General features: G+C 59.3%; 25 protein-coding genes and 1 tRNA gene. 6 read left to right on the top strand and 20 right to left on the bottom strand.

Going from position 1 to position 21,194, the window contains the following annotated elements; translation table 11 throughout:
- Positions 1–35 precede the first annotated feature (35 nt).
- The 4 genes from ASE04_RS28155 (at position 36) to ASE04_RS31330 (ending at position 3,374) form a co-directional block, all read left to right on the top strand.
- A complete protein-coding gene (locus ASE04_RS28155; RefSeq protein ID WP_056825668.1) occupies positions 36–1,589 on the top strand; it encodes an undecaprenyl-phosphate glucose phosphotransferase in 1,554 nt (517 codons plus the stop codon).
- Positions 1,586–2,809: an O-antigen ligase family protein gene (locus ASE04_RS28150; protein ID WP_056825667.1), complete on the top strand. Its 1,224-nt coding sequence runs from the start codon at positions 1,586–1,588 to the stop codon at positions 2,807–2,809. Before ASE04_RS28155 ends, ASE04_RS28150 begins: the two co-directional genes overlap by 4 nt.
- Before the next feature lie 59 nt (positions 2,810–2,868).
- Complete coding sequence (locus tag ASE04_RS28145) at positions 2,869–3,162, top strand: hypothetical protein (RefSeq protein ID WP_056825666.1); 294 nt, start codon at positions 2,869–2,871, stop codon at positions 3,160–3,162.
- Between the two features lie 62 nt (positions 3,163–3,224).
- Positions 3,225–3,374 carry a hypothetical protein gene (locus ASE04_RS31330; protein WP_200960778.1) on the top strand — a complete coding sequence of 50 codons (150 nt, stop codon included), beginning with the start codon at positions 3,225–3,227 and terminating at the stop codon, positions 3,372–3,374.
- Between the two features lie 3 nt (positions 3,375–3,377).
- Here the strand turns inward: ASE04_RS31330 and ASE04_RS28140 are convergent, their stop codons facing one another.
- From ASE04_RS28140 to ASE04_RS28130, 3 genes are all read right to left on the bottom strand, one after another.
- Positions 3,378–3,590 (bottom strand): hypothetical protein, encoded by a 213-nt coding sequence (locus ASE04_RS28140; RefSeq protein ID WP_056825664.1) that lies wholly within the window; start codon positions 3,588–3,590, stop codon positions 3,378–3,380.
- A 148-nt stretch (positions 3,591–3,738) separates the two neighbouring features.
- Positions 3,739–3,954 (bottom strand): hypothetical protein, encoded by a 216-nt coding sequence (locus tag ASE04_RS28135; protein WP_056825872.1) that lies wholly within the window; start codon positions 3,952–3,954, stop codon positions 3,739–3,741.
- Positions 3,955–4,535: 581 nt separating this feature from the next.
- Positions 4,536–4,612, bottom strand: a tRNA-Pro gene (locus ASE04_RS28130).
- A gap of 233 nt (positions 4,613–4,845) precedes the next feature.
- On the opposite strand from ASE04_RS28130, the gene ASE04_RS30865 reads away from it, so the two are divergent.
- Positions 4,846–5,037: a hypothetical protein gene (locus ASE04_RS30865; protein ID WP_156408897.1), complete on the top strand. Its 192-nt coding sequence runs from the start codon at positions 4,846–4,848 to the stop codon at positions 5,035–5,037.
- On the opposite strand, the gene ASE04_RS28125 is transcribed toward ASE04_RS30865, so the two are convergent.
- From ASE04_RS28125 to ASE04_RS28095, 7 genes are all read right to left on the bottom strand, one after another.
- Positions 5,034–5,696 (bottom strand): HAD family hydrolase, encoded by a 663-nt coding sequence (locus ASE04_RS28125; RefSeq protein WP_056825662.1) that lies wholly within the window; start codon positions 5,694–5,696, stop codon positions 5,034–5,036. The genes ASE04_RS30865 and ASE04_RS28125 overlap by 4 nt on opposite strands.
- A 78-nt stretch (positions 5,697–5,774) precedes the next feature.
- Positions 5,775–6,308 carry a MerR family transcriptional regulator gene (locus ASE04_RS28120; protein ID WP_056825660.1) on the bottom strand — a complete coding sequence of 178 codons (534 nt, stop codon included), beginning with the start codon at positions 6,306–6,308 and terminating at the stop codon, positions 5,775–5,777.
- Positions 6,309–6,512: 204 nt separating this feature from the next.
- On the bottom strand, positions 6,513–6,851 hold the full coding sequence (locus tag ASE04_RS28115; protein ID WP_056825658.1) for an integration host factor subunit alpha: 339 nt from the start codon (positions 6,849–6,851) through the stop codon (positions 6,513–6,515).
- Between the two features lie 110 nt (positions 6,852–6,961).
- Positions 6,962–7,933 carry a beta-ketoacyl-ACP synthase III gene (locus ASE04_RS28110; RefSeq protein ID WP_056825656.1) on the bottom strand — a complete coding sequence of 324 codons (972 nt, stop codon included), beginning with the start codon at positions 7,931–7,933 and terminating at the stop codon, positions 6,962–6,964.
- 19 nt (positions 7,934–7,952) lie between these two features.
- Positions 7,953–8,999 (bottom strand): phosphate acyltransferase PlsX, encoded by a 1,047-nt coding sequence (gene plsX / locus ASE04_RS28105; RefSeq protein ID WP_056825653.1) that lies wholly within the window; start codon positions 8,997–8,999, stop codon positions 7,953–7,955.
- Between the two features lie 103 nt (positions 9,000–9,102).
- Positions 9,103–9,657, bottom strand: coding sequence for a YceD family protein (locus ASE04_RS28100; RefSeq protein WP_056825651.1), 555 nt, complete (start codon positions 9,655–9,657; stop codon positions 9,103–9,105).
- Between the two features lie 10 nt (positions 9,658–9,667).
- Positions 9,668–10,258 (bottom strand): ubiquinol-cytochrome C chaperone family protein, encoded by a 591-nt coding sequence (locus tag ASE04_RS28095; protein WP_056825870.1) that lies wholly within the window; start codon positions 10,256–10,258, stop codon positions 9,668–9,670.
- A gap of 182 nt (positions 10,259–10,440) precedes the next feature.
- Here ASE04_RS28095 and ASE04_RS28090 point away from each other — a divergent pair, with 182 nt between their 5' ends.
- A complete protein-coding gene (locus ASE04_RS28090) occupies positions 10,441–10,974 on the top strand; it encodes an outer membrane protein assembly factor BamE (RefSeq protein ID WP_056825649.1) in 534 nt (177 codons plus the stop codon).
- A 72-nt stretch (positions 10,975–11,046) separates the two neighbouring features.
- Here the strand turns inward: ASE04_RS28090 and ASE04_RS28085 are convergent, their stop codons facing one another.
- From ASE04_RS28085 to ASE04_RS28040, 10 genes are all read right to left on the bottom strand, one after another.
- Entirely contained in the window at positions 11,047–13,182 is a 2,136-nt protein-coding gene (locus ASE04_RS28085) for a sodium-translocating pyrophosphatase (RefSeq protein WP_056825647.1), read from the bottom strand.
- A gap of 215 nt (positions 13,183–13,397) precedes the next feature.
- Positions 13,398–13,880 carry a transcription antitermination factor NusB gene (nusB, locus tag ASE04_RS28080; protein WP_056825646.1) on the bottom strand — a complete coding sequence of 161 codons (483 nt, stop codon included), beginning with the start codon at positions 13,878–13,880 and terminating at the stop codon, positions 13,398–13,400.
- 3 nt (positions 13,881–13,883) lie between these two features.
- Complete coding sequence (ribH, locus tag ASE04_RS28075) at positions 13,884–14,339, bottom strand: 6,7-dimethyl-8-ribityllumazine synthase (RefSeq protein ID WP_056825644.1); 456 nt, start codon at positions 14,337–14,339, stop codon at positions 13,884–13,886.
- A gap of 286 nt (positions 14,340–14,625) precedes the next feature.
- Positions 14,626–15,246 (bottom strand): riboflavin synthase, encoded by a 621-nt coding sequence (locus tag ASE04_RS28070; RefSeq protein WP_056825642.1) that lies wholly within the window; start codon positions 15,244–15,246, stop codon positions 14,626–14,628.
- On the bottom strand, positions 15,246–16,382 hold the full coding sequence (gene ribD, locus ASE04_RS28065; protein WP_056825639.1) for a bifunctional diaminohydroxyphosphoribosylaminopyrimidine deaminase/5-amino-6-(5-phosphoribosylamino)uracil reductase RibD: 1,137 nt from the start codon (positions 16,380–16,382) through the stop codon (positions 15,246–15,248). Before ribD ends, ASE04_RS28070 begins: the two co-directional genes overlap by 1 nt.
- A gap of 3 nt (positions 16,383–16,385) precedes the next feature.
- A complete protein-coding gene (gene nrdR, locus ASE04_RS28060; protein WP_056825637.1) occupies positions 16,386–16,862 on the bottom strand; it encodes a transcriptional regulator NrdR in 477 nt (158 codons plus the stop codon).
- 9 nt (positions 16,863–16,871) lie between these two features.
- Entirely contained in the window at positions 16,872–18,170 is a 1,299-nt protein-coding gene (gene glyA, locus ASE04_RS28055; protein WP_056825635.1) for a serine hydroxymethyltransferase, read from the bottom strand.
- Between the two features lie 153 nt (positions 18,171–18,323).
- Positions 18,324–19,628, bottom strand: coding sequence for a L,D-transpeptidase family protein (locus ASE04_RS28050; RefSeq protein ID WP_056825633.1), 1,305 nt, complete (start codon positions 19,626–19,628; stop codon positions 18,324–18,326).
- A gap of 442 nt (positions 19,629–20,070) precedes the next feature.
- Positions 20,071–20,586: a transcriptional regulator LdtR gene (gene ldtR, locus ASE04_RS28045; RefSeq protein ID WP_056825631.1), complete on the bottom strand. Its 516-nt coding sequence runs from the start codon at positions 20,584–20,586 to the stop codon at positions 20,071–20,073.
- A gap of 131 nt (positions 20,587–20,717) precedes the next feature.
- Positions 20,718–21,155: a DUF6163 family protein gene (locus ASE04_RS28040; RefSeq protein ID WP_056825628.1), complete on the bottom strand. Its 438-nt coding sequence runs from the start codon at positions 21,153–21,155 to the stop codon at positions 20,718–20,720.
- Between the last annotated feature and the right edge of the window lie 39 nt (positions 21,156–21,194).

Below are 21,194 nucleotides of genomic sequence, written 5' to 3'. Positions count from 1 at the left end.
CTATTGCCTTGAGGTCAATAACTGGCGGTGGCCTCATGAATAAGGCAGAAAAGAACGATCAGTTCGACCTGGAAGCATTGCGCAGACAGGTTTCCGACGTCAATCAACGCAACACGGCCGATGATGCGCACCCCGCCGAGCCGCTCAATGAGTATGCGCGGCAAATAGCGGAACAGTTCGCCGAAAGCACACACTCGCCCGTCATGCTCATCGGGCAATTGCGGCTGTTCGAGTTCCTGTCGCAGTTGGCGATCGCGCTCGTGACCTTCCTTGTCTGGCCGGCTGTTGACGAGACCTTCGGCGGGCGTGCGCTCTCAGGCGCCTTCGCTTCCGGGCTGCTGATCCTCGCGCTGCAGACCGCCGATACCTATTCCATTCCTGCACTCCGCTCGAGAATACGCCTCCTGCCGCGCATTCTCGGGGTGTGGATGGGCGTCTTTCTTGCGACCGCCGTCGGCATGCTACTGGTGCGCAACGCTGGCCTGGCCGACGTCGATGCCTATGGCCTCTGGTTCGGGATGAGTGCGCTATTCCTGCTGGCGAGCCGCTTTCTCGTCGCCTATGGCATCCGCAACTGGGTACGCAACGGCATCATGGAGCGCCGGGCGGTCATCGTCGGAGGCGGCGAGCCTGCGAAGGAGCTGATCCGTTCGCTCGAGATGCAGCCCGACAACGACATCCGAATTTGCGGTATTTTCGATGATCGCGGCGAAAAGCGCTCGCCGATCATGGTGGCCGGCTATCCCAAGCTCGGCACCGTGGCCGAGCTCGTCGAGTTCGCCCGTCTCACACGCCTCGACATGCTCATCATCGCGCTGCCGCTCAGCGCCGAGGCGCGCATCTTCCAATTGCTCAAGAAGCTATGGGTTCTACCGCTCGACATCCGTCTGGCAGCGCACGCAAACCGCCTTCGCTTCCGTCCGCGCGCCTATTCGCATATCGGCGCGATCCCGATGCTCGACATCTTCAACAAGCCGATTCGCGACTGGGATTCGGTCGCCAAGCGCTGTTTTGACATCTTCTTCGCCCTCTTCGCGCTCTGCCTGCTCTGGCCGATCATGCTCGGCACTGCCATCGCCATAAAGCTGACGTCGAAGGGCCCTGTGTTCTTCATGCAGAAGCGTCACGGCTTCAACAATGAGGTCATCAACGTCTTCAAGTTCCGCTCCATGTACGCGGACAAAGCCGACCCGACGGGACGCGCCGCCGTCACCAAGGGCGACGCGCGCGTGACCCCGGTCGGCCGCTTCATCCGGAAGTCCTCGATCGACGAGCTTCCCCAGTTGTTCAACGTGCTGAAGGGCGACCTGTCGCTCGTCGGCCCTCGTCCGCACGCCGTGCTCGCCCAGGCACGTGACCGGGCATTCGGCGATGTCGTCGAGGGCTATTTCGCGCGCCATCGCGTCAAACCCGGCGTTACCGGATGGGCTCAGATCAATGGCTGGCGCGGCGAGGTCGACAACGACGACAAGATCAAGTTCCGTACCGCATACGACCTCTACTACATCGAGAACTGGTCGCTGTGGTTCGATCTGAAAATCCTGTTCCTGACGCCTTTCCGGCTCTTCAACACGGAAAACGCATATTGACTGCGATGGAAGCGACATACTCGCGTGTCGCTCAGCCGCAGAGAGCGACGCTCCGCCTGATCGGGTCGGCAGCGGTCGGCTTCGGCGTGTTCCTGTCCGGTTTCGTCATCAACGAGCCGGCGCCTTATGAGTTGTGGATGGCGGGCCTCGTTGGCCTGTGGTTCATCCTCGGGCTGCGCATATCGCGGACGACGGCACCACTGCTCGCCTTGCTTCTGACCTTCAATGTCGGCGGCATGCTGTCGCTGACGCAGATGCGTGACCTGGCCGACGGACCGATGTATGTCGCGGTATCGACGTTCCTGGCGCTGACCTCGATCTTTTATGCCGCGATCATCGAGGACAGCCACCGCCGTCTCCCGCTCATCTTCAATGCCTGGACGATCGCTGCGGTGATTACGTCGCTGCTCGGGATCCTCGGCTATTTCCATGCATTTCCAGGCTCCGAGGTCTTTACACTCTACGATCGAGCCAAGGGAGCGTTTCAGGACCCGAACGTGTTCGGTCCGTTCCTCGTCCCCCCTTCCCTGTATCTCGTGCATGGTATCCTGACAGGCTCGCTTAGGACTGCGCCGATCAAGGCCGGCGCGCTGTTGATCCTGGCGCTCGGCGTCTTCCTGTCATTCTCGCGTGCGGCCTGGGGCCTGTTCCTTCTCACGATCATTCTGCTGATCTTCGTGATGATGCTGAAGGAGCGGAGCGGAGCGTTTCGCCTGCGCATTCTGATCCTGTCGCTCGCCGCGATCGGGATGATGACGGCATCTCTCTTGATCGCCCTGCAGTTTCCAAAGGTTGCCGATCTCTTTTCGACACGCGCGCAGCTCGTGCAGCAGTACGATGGCGAGCATCTCGGGCGTTTCGACCGGCATCGAATCGGTTTCACCATGATGATGGAGCGCCCGCTCGGCATCGGGCCGATGGTATTCGGGACGATCTTCCCTGAAGACGAGCACAATATCTGGCTGAAATCGCTGACCACCTACGGATGGCTTGGCTTCATCAGCTACGTGAGTATGCTCTGCTGGACATTCTATCTCGGCTTTAAGAACCTGCTTAAGGACCGCCCCTGGCAGCCGTATTTGATGATCGGGTGGATTGCCATCCTCGGCCACGCCGCGATCGGAAACGTCATCGACATCGACCACTGGCGCCATGTGTATCTGCTGTTCGGCGTCGTCTGGGGTTGCGCCGCCCTCGAGGCGCGACGAGGTCGGTCATAAACGCCAGGCAGCATCGGCGAGACACTTGCGAACCGTCATTGGCGCGCTAGACTTACCTGATGATCACAGCAACACAAATGCGCGGCGCCCGCGCCATGACGGGCATGAGCATCCAGCAGCTGGCAACCGCATCGGGACTGCCAGCCGCAATCATCGAAACCCTCGAACAAGGCCATTCCTCGGGAGAGCCGCAGGCATTGCTTGCCGTCAAGCAGGCGCTCGAAGCCGCCGGCGTTATCTTCCTTGCCAGCGGCAATCACGACGAGGGCGGCCCGGGCGTCAGGCTCAAGGCGCGCACCAGTGCCGACGAAGGCCTTCGGCCGGAAAATCTCAACGCGACCAACGACGACTGAGTGGGAACCAAAGCCTCAGGTTCGCGTTTATCTCGCGTATTCAACATATTGCAGAGGTTTGCGTGAGAAACGGCAACAGACTCTATCTCGTTATTGGCGCGCTGGTGGTTATCGTCATTGGGCTTGGAGCCTATATTTTGCACGAGGAGAGCAAGCCTGAAGGGATCGAGATGAGTATCGGCCAGAACGGCGTTTCGATCGAGCAGAAGTAATCTTCAGAGATAGGCTTTGGCGAGGGCGGCAAGGGTCTTCTGATCTTTGACGCCCTGGCGATACAGCTCAATGAGACGCGATGCGATCTGCTCGGCTCGCGGGCAGTTTCGCGCAATCTGCCTGTGGCGGCAAACGTCGTCGAGAACGTCGGAAAGGATATCCAGATCCTCCGAAAACAGAGGCAGATCACGCGGAAATATTGGCGATCTAAGCATAGGTTATATCACCCACGGAGGGCCGAAACGGAAAACCACCGGGCCGGCAGCCACTCCCATAGCCGGCAATGCAGGCACTATGCTCGCCACTCTACCGTTAATCAACTCGCATTATCTTATGAAACACTAATGTGATTGGGCGCGCTCATCAGTTCTTCAGGCGGTCGTGAATCACTTGCGATTGGATAGAGCCTTCGGCGATTATCTCGCCGCTGACCTTCATCAAATAAGCTTCGGCAAGGTCAAGCAACAGCAACGCTACGTCGCCTTGCCGCATGCCAGCCGAAACGGTCTTTTCAGCCAAATCCAGGAATGCTCTAGAAACAGCCTCTCTGCAATCAGAGGTTAATTCTATGGAAGCCATATATATCCCCAGCACTAATTGACGTTACCCTAACATATTCACTGCATCGTCTCCAGAAATGCGAGTTTCGAAGCGATCGGGAATTAGATTTACATTTGCTTATATTCCAACTTTCTCATGGCTTTACATAATTTTTATTTCATCGTTAAAGCTTGGAGATCGAACAGAGCCCGAAAGTCTCTGAAAAGGAGAGCTGCGTGATTGCCGATCTGTAGCCGTCACACCGACGGAATCGAGGAGTCAATCATCGCTATCACGGAAAGGAGTGGAGCTGACGCGGAGCGCCTTGCACGGGCATCGCAGAGCGGATCACGGTAAGCTTTGGCATTGGCGAAGCCGATGCCAATGCCGGCGATACACGACGCGATCGTGTGCGCCGATGCAGCGCTCTACGCAGCGGAGGTGCTGGCCGCAACCCTGTCACCGTGCATCACAACGCCATGCCACGGACGGACAGCATTCAGAATGATCTCAGCAGCTTAGCAGGCAAGCAGAATGCGAATGTCCCGCAGTCGCGCATCGTCGACACGAGATCCAAGGTTGTCTGTCCTGTAAGAAAGCTGGGGCAATCAAGATTTTAATGGTCGGGGCGACAGGATTTGAACCTGCGACCCCTTGACCCCCAGTCAAGTGCGCTACCGGGCTGCGCTACGCCCCGACCTGCCTTTACGGCCTGATCCTGTTAGTCTTTTGGCTTTTTCCGTGCAAGCGAAAAATGCGGACGCTCGAAATAAAAGGGCTTATCCAAACACTGGAGGACATGCGGACAGCATCTTCATCCGCCTTCACTTCTTCTTTGACGCAGCAACGACCGCCCGGGTCAGGATAGCCAAAGCTCTTGCTCAAGCCGCTGCTCCTGACTAAGGAGAGCCTTATAGAGGAGCCTTTGATATGCAGATTGAAATCCCCTGCCCCAAGTGCAGAAACACCCGCATGAAATTCGAGCATGCCGAGCCGCGCAACAGCGACATCGTCACCTGCTTCACCTGCGGCTACGAGCTCGGCACCCTTGCCTTCGTGAAAGCGAGAATGCTGGCCGCATTCGAGCGAATGCGCAGGCAGGCGCTTCAGCGCAAGAACTAACGCTGAAGGCTGACCGATCCTTCGGTCGAAGCGACGCGCAGCCCGAGATAGTCAGGCGTCGAAAAATGCGGCGTCTCGAAGGGCGTGGCGTGGGTGGCCGTGATGACGGTCACATCCGCGCCGGCTGCTTCACCAGCCAGGATGCCGGCGACCGCGTCCTCGAATACCAGGCATTTCGCCGGATCGACACCAAGCCGGCGAGCGCCCAGGAGATAGCCTTCCGGGCTCGGCTTGCCGGCTGAGACTTCCTCGCCGCTCACCAATACCGCAGGTGTCGGAATCCCCGCAGCGGTCATCCGGCGCTTTGCGAGTTCTATCGGTGCCGACGTGACGATTGCCCAGCGCTCCCGGGGTATCCCCGCGATAAATGCCAGCGCGCCCGGTATCGCGAGGATACCGTCCACGTCTTCCATCTCCTCGTCGAGCAGCAGCTTCGCCTCAACGACCGGATCGACACCCGGCAATGCCAGCTGTTTGATGACGTCAACCGCGCGAATGCCGTGAATGGTCTTCAGGAAGACCTCAGGCTCTATACCGTGCCTCACCGCCCAACCCGCCCAAACGCGCTCTACGACGGCGATCGAATTGAGAAGCGTTCCGTCCATGTCGAACAGAAATGCTTCGTACGGCTTGTCGAATACGGCGCGAGATGCGGACACGGGAATTTCCTTAAAGCTTGGCAAGAGAGCCCTTCCCGGGGGCTCATCCGGAAAGGTTATCAGCGACAGGTCGGCGTACTAGCGGACCTGGTCAAGAAGACGCTTGCATTCAAGCAGGTCGTAGAGCGCCTCCTGCAACAAGGCCCGATCCTCCTTGCCGACACTCGATTTGCCGATCGAGACTTCAGGAGATTCGTCTTCTCCGCCGACGAAATTGAAAAAGCGGCGCGTGATCGGCGGCTTGGCGCGGCCAACGACCTGATCTTCCTCTGCCGTGGCAACGCGCGGATCGCTTTCCGCCTCCTGATGCCCGGTCAGCGCCTGCACGCTTGCAAGGTCGCCATGACCGATGGAAATGACGAACTTGTTGCCGTTCGTCTTCAAGAGCTTCTGCACGCCCTTGATCGTGTAGCCGTGATCGTAGAGCAGATGGCGTATGCCCTTGAGAAGGTCGATATCCTCAGGGCGATAATAGCGGCGTCCGCCGCCACGCTTCATCGGCTTGATCTGCGGGAATCGCGTCTCCCAGAAACGCAGGACATGTTGCGGAAGATCGAGATCGTCCGCCACCTCGCTGATGGTGCGGAAAGCATCCGGGCTCTTGTCCAACATCGTACTCCCTACGCTCTCTCGAGGCTTGTCCGGGCATGCACCTCGAACGCCGCCGACGGTAGCGACGCGAACATGCTTCGCGACTCATCATATTTCAACGGTTTGCCGACGTGAATTCAAGTCACGTCTTCGACAAGCGCACAGATCACTGAGGGAATAGCGCGGGTCCGGCCGTCTGGCCGGCGCGCGCGCATCCCAAAAACCTCAGGGAGCGGGGCTTGCCGGCTTCAGCTTGGCCTTGCGGGAGGTGTGCGCCTTGAGGATGCGCGTCTTCAGGACGTTGGATGCCTTGAAGGTCATCACGCGACGCGGCGAGATCGGCACTTCTTCGCCGGTCTTCGGGTTGCGGCCGATGCGCTCGTTCTTGTCACGAACCTGAAAGGTCGCGAAAGAGGACAGCTTGACTGTTTCGCCGCGGACGATCGCATTGCAGATCTCGTCGATCACGGTCTCCACGAGTTCCGCCGACTCTGTTCGAGATAAACCAACCTTGCGAAAAACGGACTCTGCCAAATCTGCTCGCGTCACTGTTTTTCCGGTCATGGTTTCCCCGCCCATCGCCTAAGATATTTATGAAACGAGCGAAGATTATTTGTCTTGCGCCTTACGGTCAAGCTCTTGTTCGTTGTCAGTTTTTTCGGTTTTTGGATGCACTACCAGCGCAGCAGTACAGCGCCCCAAGTGAAGCCGCCGCCCATCGCTTCCAGCATCACGAGATCGCCCTGCTTGATACGACCGTCAGCGGCCGCGGTTGCCAGCGCCAGCGGGATCGAAGCGGCCGAGGTATTGCCGTGCAGGTCAACGGTTATGACGACCTTTTCCGGCGCGATATTCAGCTTCTTGGCCGAGCCGTCGATGATGCGGCGGTTGGCCTGATGCGGCACAAGCCAGTCGAGATCGTCAGACGTCGTATCAGTCGCCTTGAAAGCTGCCTCGATCACGTCGGTAATCATGCCGACCGCATACTTGAAGACCTCACGGCCCTCCATGCGAAGCTTGCCGACCGTTCCGGTGCTCGACGGACCACCATCGACGTAGAGCTTGTCCTTGTGCGAGCCGTCGGAGCGAAGATGCGCGGTCAGAACGCCGCGATCCGCCGTCGTGCCAGCGCCCTCGCCCGCCTCGAGCACGATCGCGCCCGCGCCATCGCCGAAGAGGACGCAGGTCGTGCGGTCGTTCCAGTCGAGAATGCGTGAGAAGGTTTCGGCACCGATGACCAGAACGCGCTTCGCCAGACCGCCGCGGATGTAGGCATCCGCCGTGGTCACGGCGTAGACGAATCCGGTGCAGACGGCCTGAACGTCGAAGGCAAATCCGTGGGTCATGCCCAGACGGTTCTGAATATTCACCGCCGTCGCCGGGAAGGTATTGTCGGGCGTCGAGGTGGCACAGATGATGAGATCGATATCGGCAGGTGTCAGGCCTGCCTTGTCGAGGGCCGCGCGAGCAGCCGCTTCGCCGAGCGACGACGTCGTCTCATCGTCACCGGCAATATAACGCTGGCGGATACCCGTACGCTGGACGATCCATTCGTCGGAGGTATCGACGACATCTTCCATGTCGCGATTTGTCATTACGCGCTTCGGAAGCGCTGCCCCGAAACCACGAACCACTGAACGGATCATATTGCTTAAACCCCGTCGCTCACGCGGCTTCCGGCCCGATAGGGGGCTGCCGCTTGGCATGATATTTTTGAAGATCGTTTTCTATTTTCTGATTGAGGCCATTCTTGGCCATGTCGTAGCCGACCTCGATCGCGGCCGCGATCCCGTCGGCATTGGCTCCGCCATGGCTCTTGATGACCACGCCATTCAACCCAAGGAAGACGCCGCCGTTGACCCGGCTTGGATCCATCTTCTCGCGGAGCATGTCGAATGCGCCCTTCGCAAAGAGATAGCCGATCCTTGCCAGCAAGGTACGCGACATCGCCGCCCGCAGATATTCACCGATCTGACGCGCGGTGCCTTCGGCAGCCTTCAGCGCAATATTTCCGGAGAAGCCCTCGGTGACGACAACGTCGACCGTTCCCTTGCCCAGATCATTGCCCTCCACGAAGCCGAAATACTCAAGCGAATCGAGGTCTGCTTCGCGAAGCAGGCGTCCGGCTTCGCGAACCTCTTCCTGCCCCTTGATCTCTTCGACGCCGACATTCAGAAGGCCGATCGTCGGGCGCTCGACATCGAACAATGCACGCGCCATGGCGCCACCCATGAGGGCAAAATCCATTAGCTGCTGCGAATCGGCGCCGATCGTCGCGCCCACATCGAGAACGATGCTTTCGCCCTTGAGGGTCGGCCAGATCGCCGCAATCGCCGGACGTTCGATATTCGCCATCGTGCGCAGACAGAATTTGGCCATGGCCATCAGCGCGCCGGTATTTCCGGCCGAAACCGCGACGTCGGCTTCCTTCGTCTTCACCGCTTCGATGGAGCGCCACATCGTCGAGACGTAACGGCCACGGCGGAGAGCCTGGCTCGGCTTCTCGTCCATGCGCACAGCAAGCTCGCAGTCGTGGAAAATCGACTTCTCTTTTACCTTCGGAAACTGATTGAGAACGGGTTCGCACTGTTCCTTCAAACCATACATCACGAACGTAATATCGGGATGTCTTTCCAGCGCCTTCGCGGCACCGGGGATGACAACCTGGGGACCAAAGTCGCCACCCATGAGGTCGAGAGAAATTCTGATCACGCGTCCCTGATCCTTATTTTTCGCCCCGAGAGAGCGAAATTTCGGCCAAAATACCGGTTTTCCCGTCGCATACAACTGAATTGTGTCAAATAGCCAAAGGCTTTCAGTCCTTTTTCCAGTCCTTCAGCACGGCAAAGGCGGATGGCTTTTTATCGTTCTCGCCCGTGTCCTCTATGTGACTGTCGAACTCGATCCCCTGCTTGCGCGGATAAGGATCGATCGCCAGGGCAGCGAACTCCGTAACCACCTCTCCAGCATCAATCGTATCTCCGACGAAGCTTTCCGGCAAATCGGGGCCATCAGGATCAAGGACCATTTCGCCGGCATCATTTGCCGCGCGACGCGCCAGCTTCGAATTCTCGGGAACGAAAATCTGCTCGAAGGTTTCGTCGAGTGCAGATGGTACGGGCTCCAGGGTAACGACGCATGCCTGGACGATATTAGCCTTCACCCTGCCCTTCACGCGCACGCCATCGCGCTTCCATCGGGAAATCTGCAGGTCTGCGCGGAGAGATTCGACAGAAAGCACGTTCCACGTCTCAGCCAAGGCCTTCAACTCCCTTGCATCCGCCTCGAGGCGCACTTCAACCGGATTAGCGGAGATGTGGCCGACCTTCACGAGGTAGGAAAAGGGTACTTCGTCGTGTGTTTTCGTCATGATTGTCTCCTCACGCAACGGCCGGGAGCGTTGCCGAGCCCGTTGCAATCACGTCTTCGGACTGGGCGGACAGATGGGCTTCGGCCTGAAACATCCAACCTGCCAAACCGCCCATATCAATTGCTTCGGCCGTTTTGGGGTGAATATTCCGCCCGAGGGCCGTTGCCAAGGCCCCGGCGTCGCCGGCGTCCATGGCCTTGGAATAGGATTCGAGCCGGCCGTAAAACATCCCCGCCAGCTTCTTCATCCGCTTCGGCACGGTATTGTCGCCGATACCCAGTTCGCGGATGGAATAGTCGATGTCCTCGAAGAAGGCGTCGACGATTTCCTGAGCAAGCTCCTGGCCACTCGTTTGCGAGGCGCGTGTCCTGCGAAAAAAAAGGATCATCACCGCCGACAGCATCTCGAAGCGCCCCATGACAGTGTCGGGGACGTTCTGATGCTCGTAGAAACCCGGCATGCGCGCAGCCGATGTCAGCGTCGCATATTGCCGGTCGACGATTGCTTGATTGTTGTTTTTCTTGCCAAAGAGCCCGAAGATCATTGTTTTTTCCGGAAAGGCCTCATTCTTCGCGCCAAGCAGCGTCCGGCCTTGTTGCATGATTTTGAAAGCTGGTTTACCGAAGCATGCGCGAATTGCAATGCCGAAGCTGGCCGCCGCCGACAGAGCGCTGGGATACTCGTCGATGCCGTGGCAATCATCCGACCCCGGAAAGGCCACAATGGTTTTGCATCAGCGACACTCGCGGGCCAATGGCTGCCTTCAATATCTTTAGGGAGTAGATGTCGTTGAAGAAACGGTATTTCAAGTCTGACAAAAAATTCCTCAGCAATGCCGCCATTGCCATCATGATCGCCTCCGCCGGGTTGTCCGGCTGCCAGACCGGCACCGTCCTGAACGGCGGTTACGTTGCCGACGAGCAGTCTCTCAATCTTGTCCCGGAAGGTTCGAGCCGCGAGCAGGTCCTTCTTTCGCTCGGCACACCGTCGACCACGGCCACCTTCGATGGCGAAGTCTTCTACTATATTTCCCAGCGCCGCGAGCGTTCGGTCGCGTTCCAGAAGCTGAAGGTCGTCGACCAGAGCGTTCTGGCGATCTATTTCGACAAGGACGGCGTCGTCGCGCGTCGCGCGAACTACACCCTCCAGGACGGCAAGGTCTTCGATACCGTCACGCGCGTCACGCCTACGGGCGGCAAGGATCTTACCTTCCTGCAGCAGCTGCTTTCCGGTGGCAGTGCCGCGAATATGGCCAAGGGCCTGTTCGGCACCGCCGGCGCTCCCGCGTCGCCACAGAACCCGGGCAGCCTTCGCTAAAGGCGCCACACCAATCAAAAAACCCGCCGGAGCGATCCGGCGGGTTTTTTCTTTGCCTTGTCGAAGTATTGCTTACGCCAGAATTGCCAGCAGAAGCAGCGCGACGATGTTGGTGATCTTGATCGCCGGGTTCACGGCAGGACCTGCCGTATCCTTGTAGGGGTCGCCCACGGTGTCGCCGGTCACGGAAGCCTTGTGGGCATCCGATCCCTTCATGTGGCGAACGCCGTCCTTGTCGACGAAACCGTCCTCGAAGGACTTCTTGGCGTTGTCCCATGCGCCGCCGCCCGATGTCATCGAGATCGCGACGAAGAGACCGTTGATGATCACGCCGAGGAGCGATGCGCCGAGCGCTGCAAAGGCCGATGCCTTGGAGCCCGAGATCAAAAGCACGCCGAAGTAGACGACGACAGGCGCCAGCACGGGCAGGAGCGACGGAATGATCATCTCCCTGATCGCCGCCTTCGTCAGAAGATCGACGGCCTTGCCGTAGTCAGGCCGCTCGGTGCCCTGCATGATGCCGGGCTTCTCCTTGAACTGCCGGCGAACCTCCTCGACGATGGCGCCGGCCGCGCGACCGACCGCTGTCATCGCGATGCCACCGAAGAGATAGGGAATGAGACCGCCGAAGATCAATCCGGCGACGACATAGGGATTCGACAGGTCGAATGAAATGTCGCCGATGCCTGCAAAATACGGATACTTGTCACCATTGGCGGCAAAGTACTTGAGATCGTAGGAATAGGCGGCAAACAGGACCAGGGCGCCGAGACCGGCAGAGCCGATCGCATACCCCTTGGTGACGGCTTTCGTCGTGTTGCCGACAGCATCGAGCGCGTCGGTCGACTTGCGCACTTCAGGCGGCAGATGGGACATTTCGGCGATACCGCCCGCATTGTCCGTGACCGGTCCGAAGGCATCGAGAGCCACGATCATGCCGGCAATACCGAGCATGGCGGTGACGGCAATGCCGGTTCCAAAGAGACCGCCCAGCTGATAGGTCGCGAGAATGCCGCCAACGATGACGATCGCCGGGAGCGCCGTCGATTCAAGAGAGACTGCAAGCCCCTGGATGACGTTGGTCCCGTGACCGGTGACGGAGGCCTGGGCGATCGAATTCACCGGGCGCTTGTTCGTGCCGGTGTAGTATTCGGTGATCACCACGATCAATGCCGTGACGACAAGGCCGACAAGGCCGCAAATGAAGAGATCGGTTCCTGTCGTCTCCACACCGCCGAGCGTTCCGAGGGATCCCCATCCAATCGTCAGCGAGGTCGCAAGGCCGAGCCCGACGATCGACAGCAGGCCGGTTACGATGAGCCCCTTGTAGAGCGCGCCCATGATCGACCCGTTGCTGCCAAGCTTGACGAAGAACGTGCCGACGATCGAGGTGATGATGCACGCGCCGCAAATCGCCAACGGGTAGATCATCGCCGTTTCCAGAGTCGGCATACCCGCAAAGAAGATCGAGGCGAGAACCATCGTCGCGACCACTGACACAGCGTAGGTCTCGAAAAGGTCTGCCGCCATGCCAGCGCAATCGCCAACGTTGTCGCCAACGTTATCAGCGATGGTAGCCGGGTTACGCGGATCATCTTCCGGAATTCCGGCCTCGACCTTGCCAACGAGATCGCCGCCGACGTCGGCGCCCTTGGTGAAAATACCACCGCCGAGACGCGCGAAGATCGAGATCAGCGACGCGCCGAAGCCAAGCGCGACCAATGAGTCGATAACCTCACGCGAGCCGGGATCATGTCCGAGCACCGAGGTAAGCACGAAAAAGTAGATGGAAACGCCGAGAAGGGCCAAGCCTGCAACGAGCATGCCGGTGATGGCTCCCGACTTGAAGGCAATTTCCAAGCCGGCGGAAAGACTATGAGATGCGGCCTGTGCGGTCCGGACATTCGCCCGGACAGACACGTGCATACCGATGAAGCCTGCAACGCCAGAAAGAACGGCTCCGATCAGAAAGCCGATTGCAGCCGTGCCGGAGAGTAGCAGCCAGGCTACAATGAAGACAACGATACCGACGATGGCAATAGTCTTGTATTGACGCGTCAGATAGGCCTGCGCGCCCTCGCGGATATAGCCCGCGATCTCCTGCATGCGGCTATTGCCCTGATCGGCGGCCAGCACCGACCGGGTTGCCCAGATGGCGTAAACCACCGAGAGCAGACCGCATGCTATTACGCATAAAAGAATGGTCATTTCGCTCTTTCCTCCAAAAGAGCCGGAGCTCACTCCCTCTCCGGCTGCGAATACGCCGACTCGATTTCCTCCCACAGAAATGCTGCAACGCCGGGTGGAGATTGCGTGGTGGAACAAACGACGTCAAGCCCCGCAAGGGCTGAAAACCCTTACGGAGCAACGGGAAAGGAGGAATGACCAAAATGGCGGAGCGCTCGGCGGCGAGCGTTCTGGCCCTATTTTTTGGCGTCGCCACGCACCTGCTTGGCAATGCGATCAAGGACCGCATTCACCAGCTTCGGCTCATCTTCGCTGAAGAAGGCCTGCGCGATCTCGACATATTCTGTGACGATGACCGCAACCGGCACGTCCTTGCGCTCGAGTATTTCAAACACGCCGGCGCGCAGGATGGCGCGAACCGTGCTGTCGAGGCGCGATAATGCCCAATCGTCCTGAAGAGCGGACGCAATCAACGGATCGAGGCGTGTCTGCTCGCGAACCACGCCCGAGACGATGGAGCGGAACCAGGAAGCGTCGGCCTTCAGGTAGGTCTCGCCGTCGAGCTCCTGACCGAGGCGATGCGCTTCATATTCGGCAACAATTTCGAGGACACCGGTTCCACCGATGTCCATCTGGTAGAGCGCCTGAACCGCGGCGAGACGCGCAGCGCCTCGCTGGTTGGCCGTCTTGACCGGACGCTCCGAGTTTTCGTTCGTCATTCTTTATGCACCCAACTTCTTTTTCAGCTCGATCATCGTGAGAGCCGCACGAGCAGCAAAGCCGCCCTTGTCCTTGTCCGAACGGCGCACACGCGACCATGCCTGTTCGTCATTCTCAACCGTCAAAATGCCGTTGCCGAGAGCAAGCGATTCACTGACTGCGAGATCCATCAACGCACGCGAAGATTCGTTCGACACGATATCGAAATGATAGGTCTCGCCACGAATGACCATGCCGAGGGCGACATAGCCGTCATAGTTCGTGCCTTCATTGTCTGCTCCATCGAGCGCCATGGCAATGGCCGCGGGAATCTCGAGAGCACCCGGCACGGTCACGACATCATAGGTGGCGCCGGCCTCCTTCAATGCGAAGGTCGCGCCTTCGAGAAGGGCATCTGCCATATCGTCATAGAAACGGGCTTCGACGATCAAAATATGGGGAGCGGTTTCGCGCGCCATGCTTCACCTTCATTTCCTAGAGGACTTGCCACGCGGCAGGTCGCGGTCAAAACACGCCTTCGGTCGAATGGCAAGCAAATTCGGCTCGTGTTTTGGATGCGGAATGCGAAATTTACGCAGCGCGCTAGCCGGACAAGAAAGTTCGCCTAGCCGGAGAGCAACCGCGAGGCAAGTCAAAGTAACAATTCGTAAGTTGATTTCAGCAACTTAGACCCTTTAAACGGCTCTCGGCGGAACGAACGGGCGGCGGTCTGCCGCTGTCCGTTGCTATCACGACGACGATTTTTTACTCGGACTTTGCTGCGGGAAATTCCGCGAGCCGGGCGGCATAACGCGCCATCGTATCCACTTCGAAGTTGACGAAGTCGCCTGCCTTGCGCTGGCCCCAGGTCGTAACCTCAAGCGTGTGGCGGATCAGCAGGACGTCAAAATCAGTGCCGTCGACCGCGTTGACCGTCAACGACGTGCCATCCAGGGCGATCGAGCCCTTGGGGGCCACGAACTTGGCGAGATGCTCGGGCGCGCGAAGGCGAAAGCGCGTTGCGTCACCTTCTTCGGTCACCGAGAGGATCTCGGCCTTGCCGTCGACGTGGCCGGAGACGATATGGCCGCCCAACTCGTCACCGATTTTCAGCGAACGCTCAAGATTGATGCGGCTGCCTTCCTTCCACGTTCCGATCGTGGTCAACCGCAGCGCTTCTTCCCAGGCTTCGACTTCGAACCAACGACCGTTGCTGCCATCGCTCGGGAGACCGGTGACCGTCAGGCAAATGCCGGAATGCGAGATCGAAGCACCCATGTCGATGGTCGCCGGATCATAGGCGGTGGCGACACGCAGCTTGATGCCTTCCTTCAACGGGGAAACGGATTCGATCGTGCCGACGTCGGTGACAATTCCGGTAAACATCAAAGTTCTCTTTCGTATTCGTCCAGGCGATCTTCGCCAAATATGGAAGTGCCCCTGTGCAGGAAGCCCGATGGCATATCGGTCTCCGACACCGGCGATTCAATACCGCCCTGCCCGATCACGCCCGGGCCCTGATAGAGAAGAATGCGATCGACATAGCCCGCATCGAGAAAGAGCTTGGCGGTTCTGGCGCCGCCCTCGACCAGCAGTGAGGAAATGCTGCGGGACGCGAGTGCTGGTAGCAGCTGTTCCAGGTGGTAGGGGTGGCAGTAGACGACTTCTACGCCGGCTGCCTCAAGGGCTAGGCGGCGGGCATCGACTTGGCTGTTCTCGGCGTCGGCGGTTGGAGCACCCTCCTCTGTCTCCGAGCCAGAAATCTCCTCGCGGGCCACCACAATGACAGGAACCTGCCGCGCTGTCCGCACCAGCTTCGAAACCAGCGGCAGCTCAAGCAACGGATCCAGCACGATGCGAACAGGTGAGCGCTTCTCAAGCCCCGGAATGCGCACCGTCAGCTCCGGATCATCGGCAATGGCAGTGCCGATGCCGACAAGGATCGCATCCGTCTCGGCGCGCAGCTTCTGCACTTCGGCGCGCGCCGCCGGGCCGGTAATAGCGATCTGGCCCTCGCCCAAACGGCCGATCTTGCCATCGCGAGAAACGGCAAGCTTCAGAATCACATAGGGGCGGTTCTTCGTCTGGCGGGTCAGATAGGCGGCGAGCGATCTCTTGCCTTCGTCTTCGAGAATCCCTGCCTCGACCTCGATACCGGCATCGCGCAGCATGGATATGCCCCTGCCGGAAACGCGCGGATCAGGATCGGTCACGCTGATGACAACACGACCGACGCCGTAGGCGATCAGCGCGTCGGCGCAAGGCGGCGTCTTGCCATGATGCGAGCAGGGTTCGAGCGTGACATAGGCGGTGGCGCCGCGCGCCAACTCGCCAGCGTCGGCCAGAGCCTGTGTCTCGGCGTGCGGACGACCACCGACGGCCGTGGTGCCGCGCCCGACGATCTGCCCGTCACGAACGATGACGCAGCCGACCGACGGATTGGTGGATGTCTGGCCAAGATGCAGGAGACCCAGGCGGATCGCCTCTTCCATGAAACGCGCGTCGTCTTCCGATGCGCTCATCAGCTAGCTATCCAGGGGATCGCGGGCGATCTTGGCGTTGATTTCGGAGATGACCTTTTCGAAATCCTCGGCATGCGAGAAATCCCGATAGACCGAGGCGTAGCGAACGAAACCGACATCGTCGAGGCTCTTCAGGGCTTCAAGCACCTGCAGACCGATCTGCTCGGACCCGATTTCCACTTCGCCGGAGCTTTCCAGCCGCCGGACGATGCCGGAAACGGCGCGCTCGATGCGATCGCGATCGACCGGCCGTTTGCGCAGGGCGATCTCGAAGGACTTTACCAGCTTGTCGCGGTCGAAAGGCACCTTGCGGCCGGTCTTCTTGACAACCATGAGCTCGCGCAGCTGCACGCGCTCGAAGGTCGTGAAGCGACCGCCGCAATCGGGACAAATACGCCTGCGGCGGATGGACGTATTGTCCTCCGCCGGGCGTGAATCCTTGACCTGTGTGTCTTCCGATCCGCAGAATGGGCAGCGCATGCGCTATCCTTAGCCGATGTAGTCGTACATTGGGAAGCGGTTGGTCAGGCTGACCACCTTGTCCCGTACGGCCGCTTCAACGCTTGCATTGCCTTCGTCCGAGTTGGCAGCCTTCAGGCCATCGAGAACCTCGACGATGAGATTGCCGATTTCCTTGAATTCCGCCTCCTTGAAGCCACGCGTCGTGCCGGCAGGCGCGCCGAGGCGGACACCTGATGTAACGAAGGGCTTTTCAGGGTCGAACGGGATGCCATTCTTGTTGCAGGTGACGTAGGCGCGACCGAGCGCTGCCTCAGCGCGCTTGCCCGTCGCATTCTTCTTGCGAAGATCGACCAGCATCAGGTGGTTATCGGTGCCGCCGGAGACGACGTCGAGGCCGCCTGCGATCAGCGTTTCGGCAAGCGCCTTGGCATTCTTGACGATCTGGGCCGCGTAGTCCTTGAACTCGGGCTGCAGCGCTTCACCGAAGGCAACGGCCTTGGCAGCGATGATGTGCATGAGCGGACCACCCTGGAGACCCGGGAAGACGGCCGAGTTGAACTTCTTCGCCAGATCTTCGTCGTTGGTCAGGATGACACCACCGCGCGGGCCGCGCAGCGACTTGTGGGTCGTGGTGGTGGCAACGTGGCAGTGCGGGAACGGCGACGGATGCTGGCCACCGGCAACGAGACCGGCGATGTGGGCCATGTCGACCATCAGGTAGGCGCCGACAGAGTCAGCGATCTCGCGGAAGCGCTTCCAGTCCCATATGCGGGAGTAAGCGGTGCCGCCGGCGATGATCAGCTTCGGCTTGGTTTCCTCAGCCTTGCGAGCGACTTCGTCCATGTCGAGCAGGTTGTCACCTTCGCGAACACCGTAGGAGACGACGTTGAACCACTTACCGGACATGTTGACCGGCGAACCGTGCGTCAGGTGACCGCCCGAGTTGAGGTCGAGGCCCATGAAGGTGTCGCCCGGCTGCAGTAGCGCAAGGAAGACGGCCTGGTTCATCTGCGAACCGGAGTTCGGCTGAACGTTGGCGAAGTTGACGCCGAAGAGCTTCTTGGCGCGTTCGATCGCGAGTTCTTCAGCGATATCGACGAACTGGCAGCCGCCATAGTAGCGCTTGCCCGGATAACCTTCGGCGTACTTGTTGGTCATGATGGAGCCCTGGGCTTCCAGGACCGCCCGGGAAACGATGTTCTCCGAGGCGATCAGCTCGATCTCATGACGCTGGCGACCGAGTTCCTTTTGGATCGAACCGAAGATTTCCGGATCGGTGTCCGCAAGCGAGCGATTGAAGAAGGTCTGGGTGGAAGCATTGGTCATGGGCGGGCTCCTCAACTGGAATGCGCGAAGGTATTAGCGCCCTGCCCTGCCAAGGGCAATACGGAGAACGACATTTGCTAGGCAATCTACGCGCAACAAAAAACCGCGCCTGAAAAGACGCGGTTTCGAGAGCAAATATATTGGTGAGCCGCCTTACTGAACCGGCTGTTCAGTGCCAGCGGTCGTATCGAGCGCCAGTTCGGCGTTGCCGTCCATCTGGTAGATATCGTCGCGGAACTGCACGACGCCGTCAGGCATGCCCCAGGCAGAAATGTAGACGAAGTAGACCGGCACTTCTTCCGAGAGCTTGATCGGCGTGTTCACGCGGCTGGCGATGACCTGCTCCATCTGCTGGCGCGACCACGGCGGGGTGTCGCGAAGCAGCCAGTTGGTCAGATCGCGAACGTTCTGAACGCGGACGCAGCCCGACGACTCGAAGCGCATGAGCTTGTTGAACAGGCCCTGCTGCGGCGTGTCGTGCATGTACTCGCCGTTCTTGTTGTAGAAGTTGATCTTGGTCGACGCCATTGCGTTGATCTTGCCGGGATCCTGACGGAACATCAGGTTCGGCGCCTTCTCGGCGTTCCAGTCGATCGTCTCGGGCGCAACTTCGCTGCCCTTGCCGTCGATCAGGCGAATGGAGTTCTTCTCGAGATAGGTCGGGTCCTTGCGCATCAGCGGCACGATGTCCTTTTCGACGATCGAGCGCGGCGCGGTCCAGTAAGGATTGAGGATGACCTCGTAGATCTTCGAGTTGACGAGGTGGGTCGGGCGGCTGAGGCGACCGACGATCGCATTGTGGCGGGTCGCGACGCTGCCATCCTCGATTGCCTCGACATAGGCTGCCGGGATGTTGACCATCACGTGACGACGGCCCATGTCCTCGGGGAAGGTCTGGATGCGGATCAGGTTGGTGTTCAGCTGCTGCAGACGGACGTCGGCCGGAATGTTCATCGCCTTCAGGGTGAACTCGCCGATAACGCCATCAGCCGGAAGACCGTGACGCGCCTGGAAGCGCTTCACCGCGCCGTCGACATAGGAATCGAACGCGCTGGAAAGGCCCGCTTCGCGTGGAAGATCACCCGTTACGATCAGGCGCTGACGCAAGCTCTGAACAGACGGATCGCTCACGCCAATCTGGAGACGCTGCTGGCTCGGAGTGACCTCAGGCCAGCCACCGGCCGAGGCAATCTGCTGATACTGGGCGATCGCCTGCTGGATGCTAGGCACCGACTGGGGGCCGAGGATCGGCGTGTTCGACACGACCGCGGTAGCCGTGCGCGATGCTGCCTTCGCATCGAACTGGTCATCCCAATCGCCGCGCTGCGGAGCATTGATCAGCGAATCTACGGCCGATTGCGCCAAAGCAGGCGCCGCGAGCGCACCCGCACCAATCATTGCCGCGGACGTCAAAAACGCCCGCCGAGAGAAAGCTTCAGTTCCGATTTTCTTCGACATTCATCCCAACCACTAAATTGCCGCTGCTTGAGAGACCGGCGGCCTTTGCGCTATCCCTGCGAGAACGCAGATTCCTATCAATCGGTTTCCACGGCGCACTGCACGATTTCGCTCCCCGCCATCACATGATCGCGAGCAAGTAGCGCGAGGTTTTCGGACCTCTGATCGAGAAGGGCCATTTCCGTATGTTTCCGCTGACATGCTAATATGGCCAATTCGTGTCGCGCCAAACAATACTCAACCATCAGTAGATCGCGGCGACGCGAGAAACCATTTCCTTGTATAAAACGTGGCGGTTAATAGCGGCTAAAAAGCGGCTTGAATACAGGCGATGGCGCTTGTCTGGCAGGCGTTGCAAAGATGCCACGACAGCGCAAACGACAAAACCGGACGCGCAGGGAACGCATCCGGTTTTCGTTGACCTTGGAGGAGGTCGCTAGTGTCAGAGGCGATACAGGATCTGGTCGTTCCAGAAGCGATCGAGACGGGTCAGCAGCTTGTTCATCTGCGTGAACTCGTCGGTGCCGATGCCGCCGACCTTGTCGATCGAGGCAATGTGGCGCTCGTAGAGCTTTGCAACGGTTTCCGCGATGTCCTGGCCGGTTTCCGTCAGGCTGATGCGGACCGAGCGACGGTCGATGCGCGAGCGCTGATGGTTGATGAAGCCGAGGTCGACGAGCTTCTTGACGTTGTAGGAAACGTTGGAGCCCAGGTAGTAACCGCGGGAGCGAAGTTCGCCGGCGGTCAGCTCGGAGTTCCCGATGTTGAAGAGAAGAAGAGCCTGGACGGCGTTGACGTCGCTGCGACCCTGACGGTCGAACTCGTCCTTGATGACGTCGAGGAGACGGCGGTGAAGACGTTCAACAAGATGAAGGGATTCCATGTAAAGATCACGGATACCCAGGTCCTGCTGTTCACGGAAGTTCGATACCGCCTGCGGCTTGATTTTCGTGTTCATGATGACTGCCTCACTGTTTTGTTTGGCGGTGTTGGTTTTCTTCCCGCCTTGAGACAGACCCTATCGAATACAAATAAAATTCTACTTAAACCGCAGGCTTAACAGCGCCTTACCGAAAACCCCTCGTTGTATCAGGGTAAATCAACGCTTACCTGCTGCCGGCGCCGGCGTTTCTCCTGCCAGAGCAGGAAGCGGAAGACGCAGTAGATGACGGCCACCAGAATGTGCAGCAGCACGATGAGGCGATTGGCCCCGAACGTCTCCGGCAGAAAGCCGTACATGAGGACCTGACAGCCCGCGGCCAGCACCCAGATGACGGGCCCCCATGACACCGCCAGCCAGAGCCCCAGCGACGCGACCGGGAAAAGCACGGCAAGGCAGGTGCTCGCCACTTTCCACTGCAGGCTCAAAAGATCGAAACGACCGGCGCCGACCAGCGAGTAGCCGACCAGCATCGCCCAATATTGCAAGCCGAACCAGAAGCACGAAATCGCGATCAGCCGGAGGAACAGCATGAAGAGCACGCTCGTCAGCGTTCGCTTCGGTATCGTGGTAGAATCAGCATCCATGGGTCCAACAATAGGTTCGCGAGGACGGCTCCGCCAGCA

The sequence above is a fragment of the Rhizobium sp. Root708 genome (genome assembly GCF_001429725.1).
GTDB lineage: Bacteria > Pseudomonadota > Alphaproteobacteria > Rhizobiales > Rhizobiaceae > Rhizobium.
The sequence above is the reverse complement of the archived record's forward strand: the minus strand, read 5'-3'. Positions and strand labels throughout refer to the sequence as shown.

What these genes read in the sequence shown, in the direction of transcription:
- ASE04_RS28155 (WP_056825668.1), top strand. Translation starts at nt 36, where the DNA reads ATGAATAAGGCAGAAAAGAACGATCAGTTCGACCTGGAAGCATTGCGC.
- ASE04_RS28145 (WP_056825666.1), top strand. Translation starts at nt 2,869, where the DNA reads ATGATCACAGCAACACAAATGCGCGGCGCCCGCGCCATGACGGGCATG.
- ASE04_RS28140 (WP_056825664.1), bottom strand. Translation starts at nt 3,590, where the DNA reads ATGCTTAGATCGCCAATATTTCCGCGTGATCTGCCTCTGTTTTCGGAG.
- ASE04_RS28135 (WP_056825872.1), bottom strand. Translation starts at nt 3,954, where the DNA reads ATGGCTTCCATAGAATTAACCTCTGATTGCAGAGAGGCTGTTTCTAGA.
- ASE04_RS30865 (WP_156408897.1), top strand. Translation starts at nt 4,846, where the DNA reads ATGCAGATTGAAATCCCCTGCCCCAAGTGCAGAAACACCCGCATGAAA.
- ASE04_RS28120 (WP_056825660.1), bottom strand. Translation starts at nt 6,308, where the DNA reads ATGTTGGACAAGAGCCCGGATGCTTTCCGCACCATCAGCGAGGTGGCG.
- ASE04_RS28115 (WP_056825658.1), bottom strand. Translation starts at nt 6,851, where the DNA reads ATGACCGGAAAAACAGTGACGCGAGCAGATTTGGCAGAGTCCGTTTTT.
- ASE04_RS28110 (WP_056825656.1), bottom strand. Translation starts at nt 7,933, where the DNA reads ATGATCCGTTCAGTGGTTCGTGGTTTCGGGGCAGCGCTTCCGAAGCGC.
- ASE04_RS28100 (WP_056825651.1), bottom strand. Translation starts at nt 9,657, where the DNA reads ATGACGAAAACACACGACGAAGTACCCTTTTCCTACCTCGTGAAGGTC.
- ASE04_RS28095 (WP_056825870.1), bottom strand. Translation starts at nt 10,258, where the DNA reads ATGCAACAAGGCCGGACGCTGCTTGGCGCGAAGAATGAGGCCTTTCCG.
- ASE04_RS28090 (WP_056825649.1), top strand. Translation starts at nt 10,441, where the DNA reads ATGTCGTTGAAGAAACGGTATTTCAAGTCTGACAAAAAATTCCTCAGC.
- ASE04_RS28085 (WP_056825647.1), bottom strand. Translation starts at nt 13,182, where the DNA reads ATGACCATTCTTTTATGCGTAATAGCATGCGGTCTGCTCTCGGTGGTT.
- nusB (WP_056825646.1), bottom strand. Translation starts at nt 13,880, where the DNA reads ATGACGAACGAAAACTCGGAGCGTCCGGTCAAGACGGCCAACCAGCGA.
- ribH (WP_056825644.1), bottom strand. Translation starts at nt 14,339, where the DNA reads ATGGCGCGCGAAACCGCTCCCCATATTTTGATCGTCGAAGCCCGTTTC.
- ASE04_RS28070 (WP_056825642.1), bottom strand. Translation starts at nt 15,246, where the DNA reads ATGTTTACCGGAATTGTCACCGACGTCGGCACGATCGAATCCGTTTCC.
- ribD (WP_056825639.1), bottom strand. Translation starts at nt 16,382, where the DNA reads ATGAGCGCATCGGAAGACGACGCGCGTTTCATGGAAGAGGCGATCCGC.
- nrdR (WP_056825637.1), bottom strand. Translation starts at nt 16,862, where the DNA reads ATGCGCTGCCCATTCTGCGGATCGGAAGACACACAGGTCAAGGATTCA.
- glyA (WP_056825635.1), bottom strand. Translation starts at nt 18,170, where the DNA reads ATGACCAATGCTTCCACCCAGACCTTCTTCAATCGCTCGCTTGCGGAC.
- ASE04_RS28050 (WP_056825633.1), bottom strand. Translation starts at nt 19,628, where the DNA reads ATGTCGAAGAAAATCGGAACTGAAGCTTTCTCTCGGCGGGCGTTTTTG.
- ldtR (WP_056825631.1), bottom strand. Translation starts at nt 20,586, where the DNA reads ATGAACACGAAAATCAAGCCGCAGGCGGTATCGAACTTCCGTGAACAG.
- ASE04_RS28040 (WP_056825628.1), bottom strand. Translation starts at nt 21,155, where the DNA reads ATGGATGCTGATTCTACCACGATACCGAAGCGAACGCTGACGAGCGTG.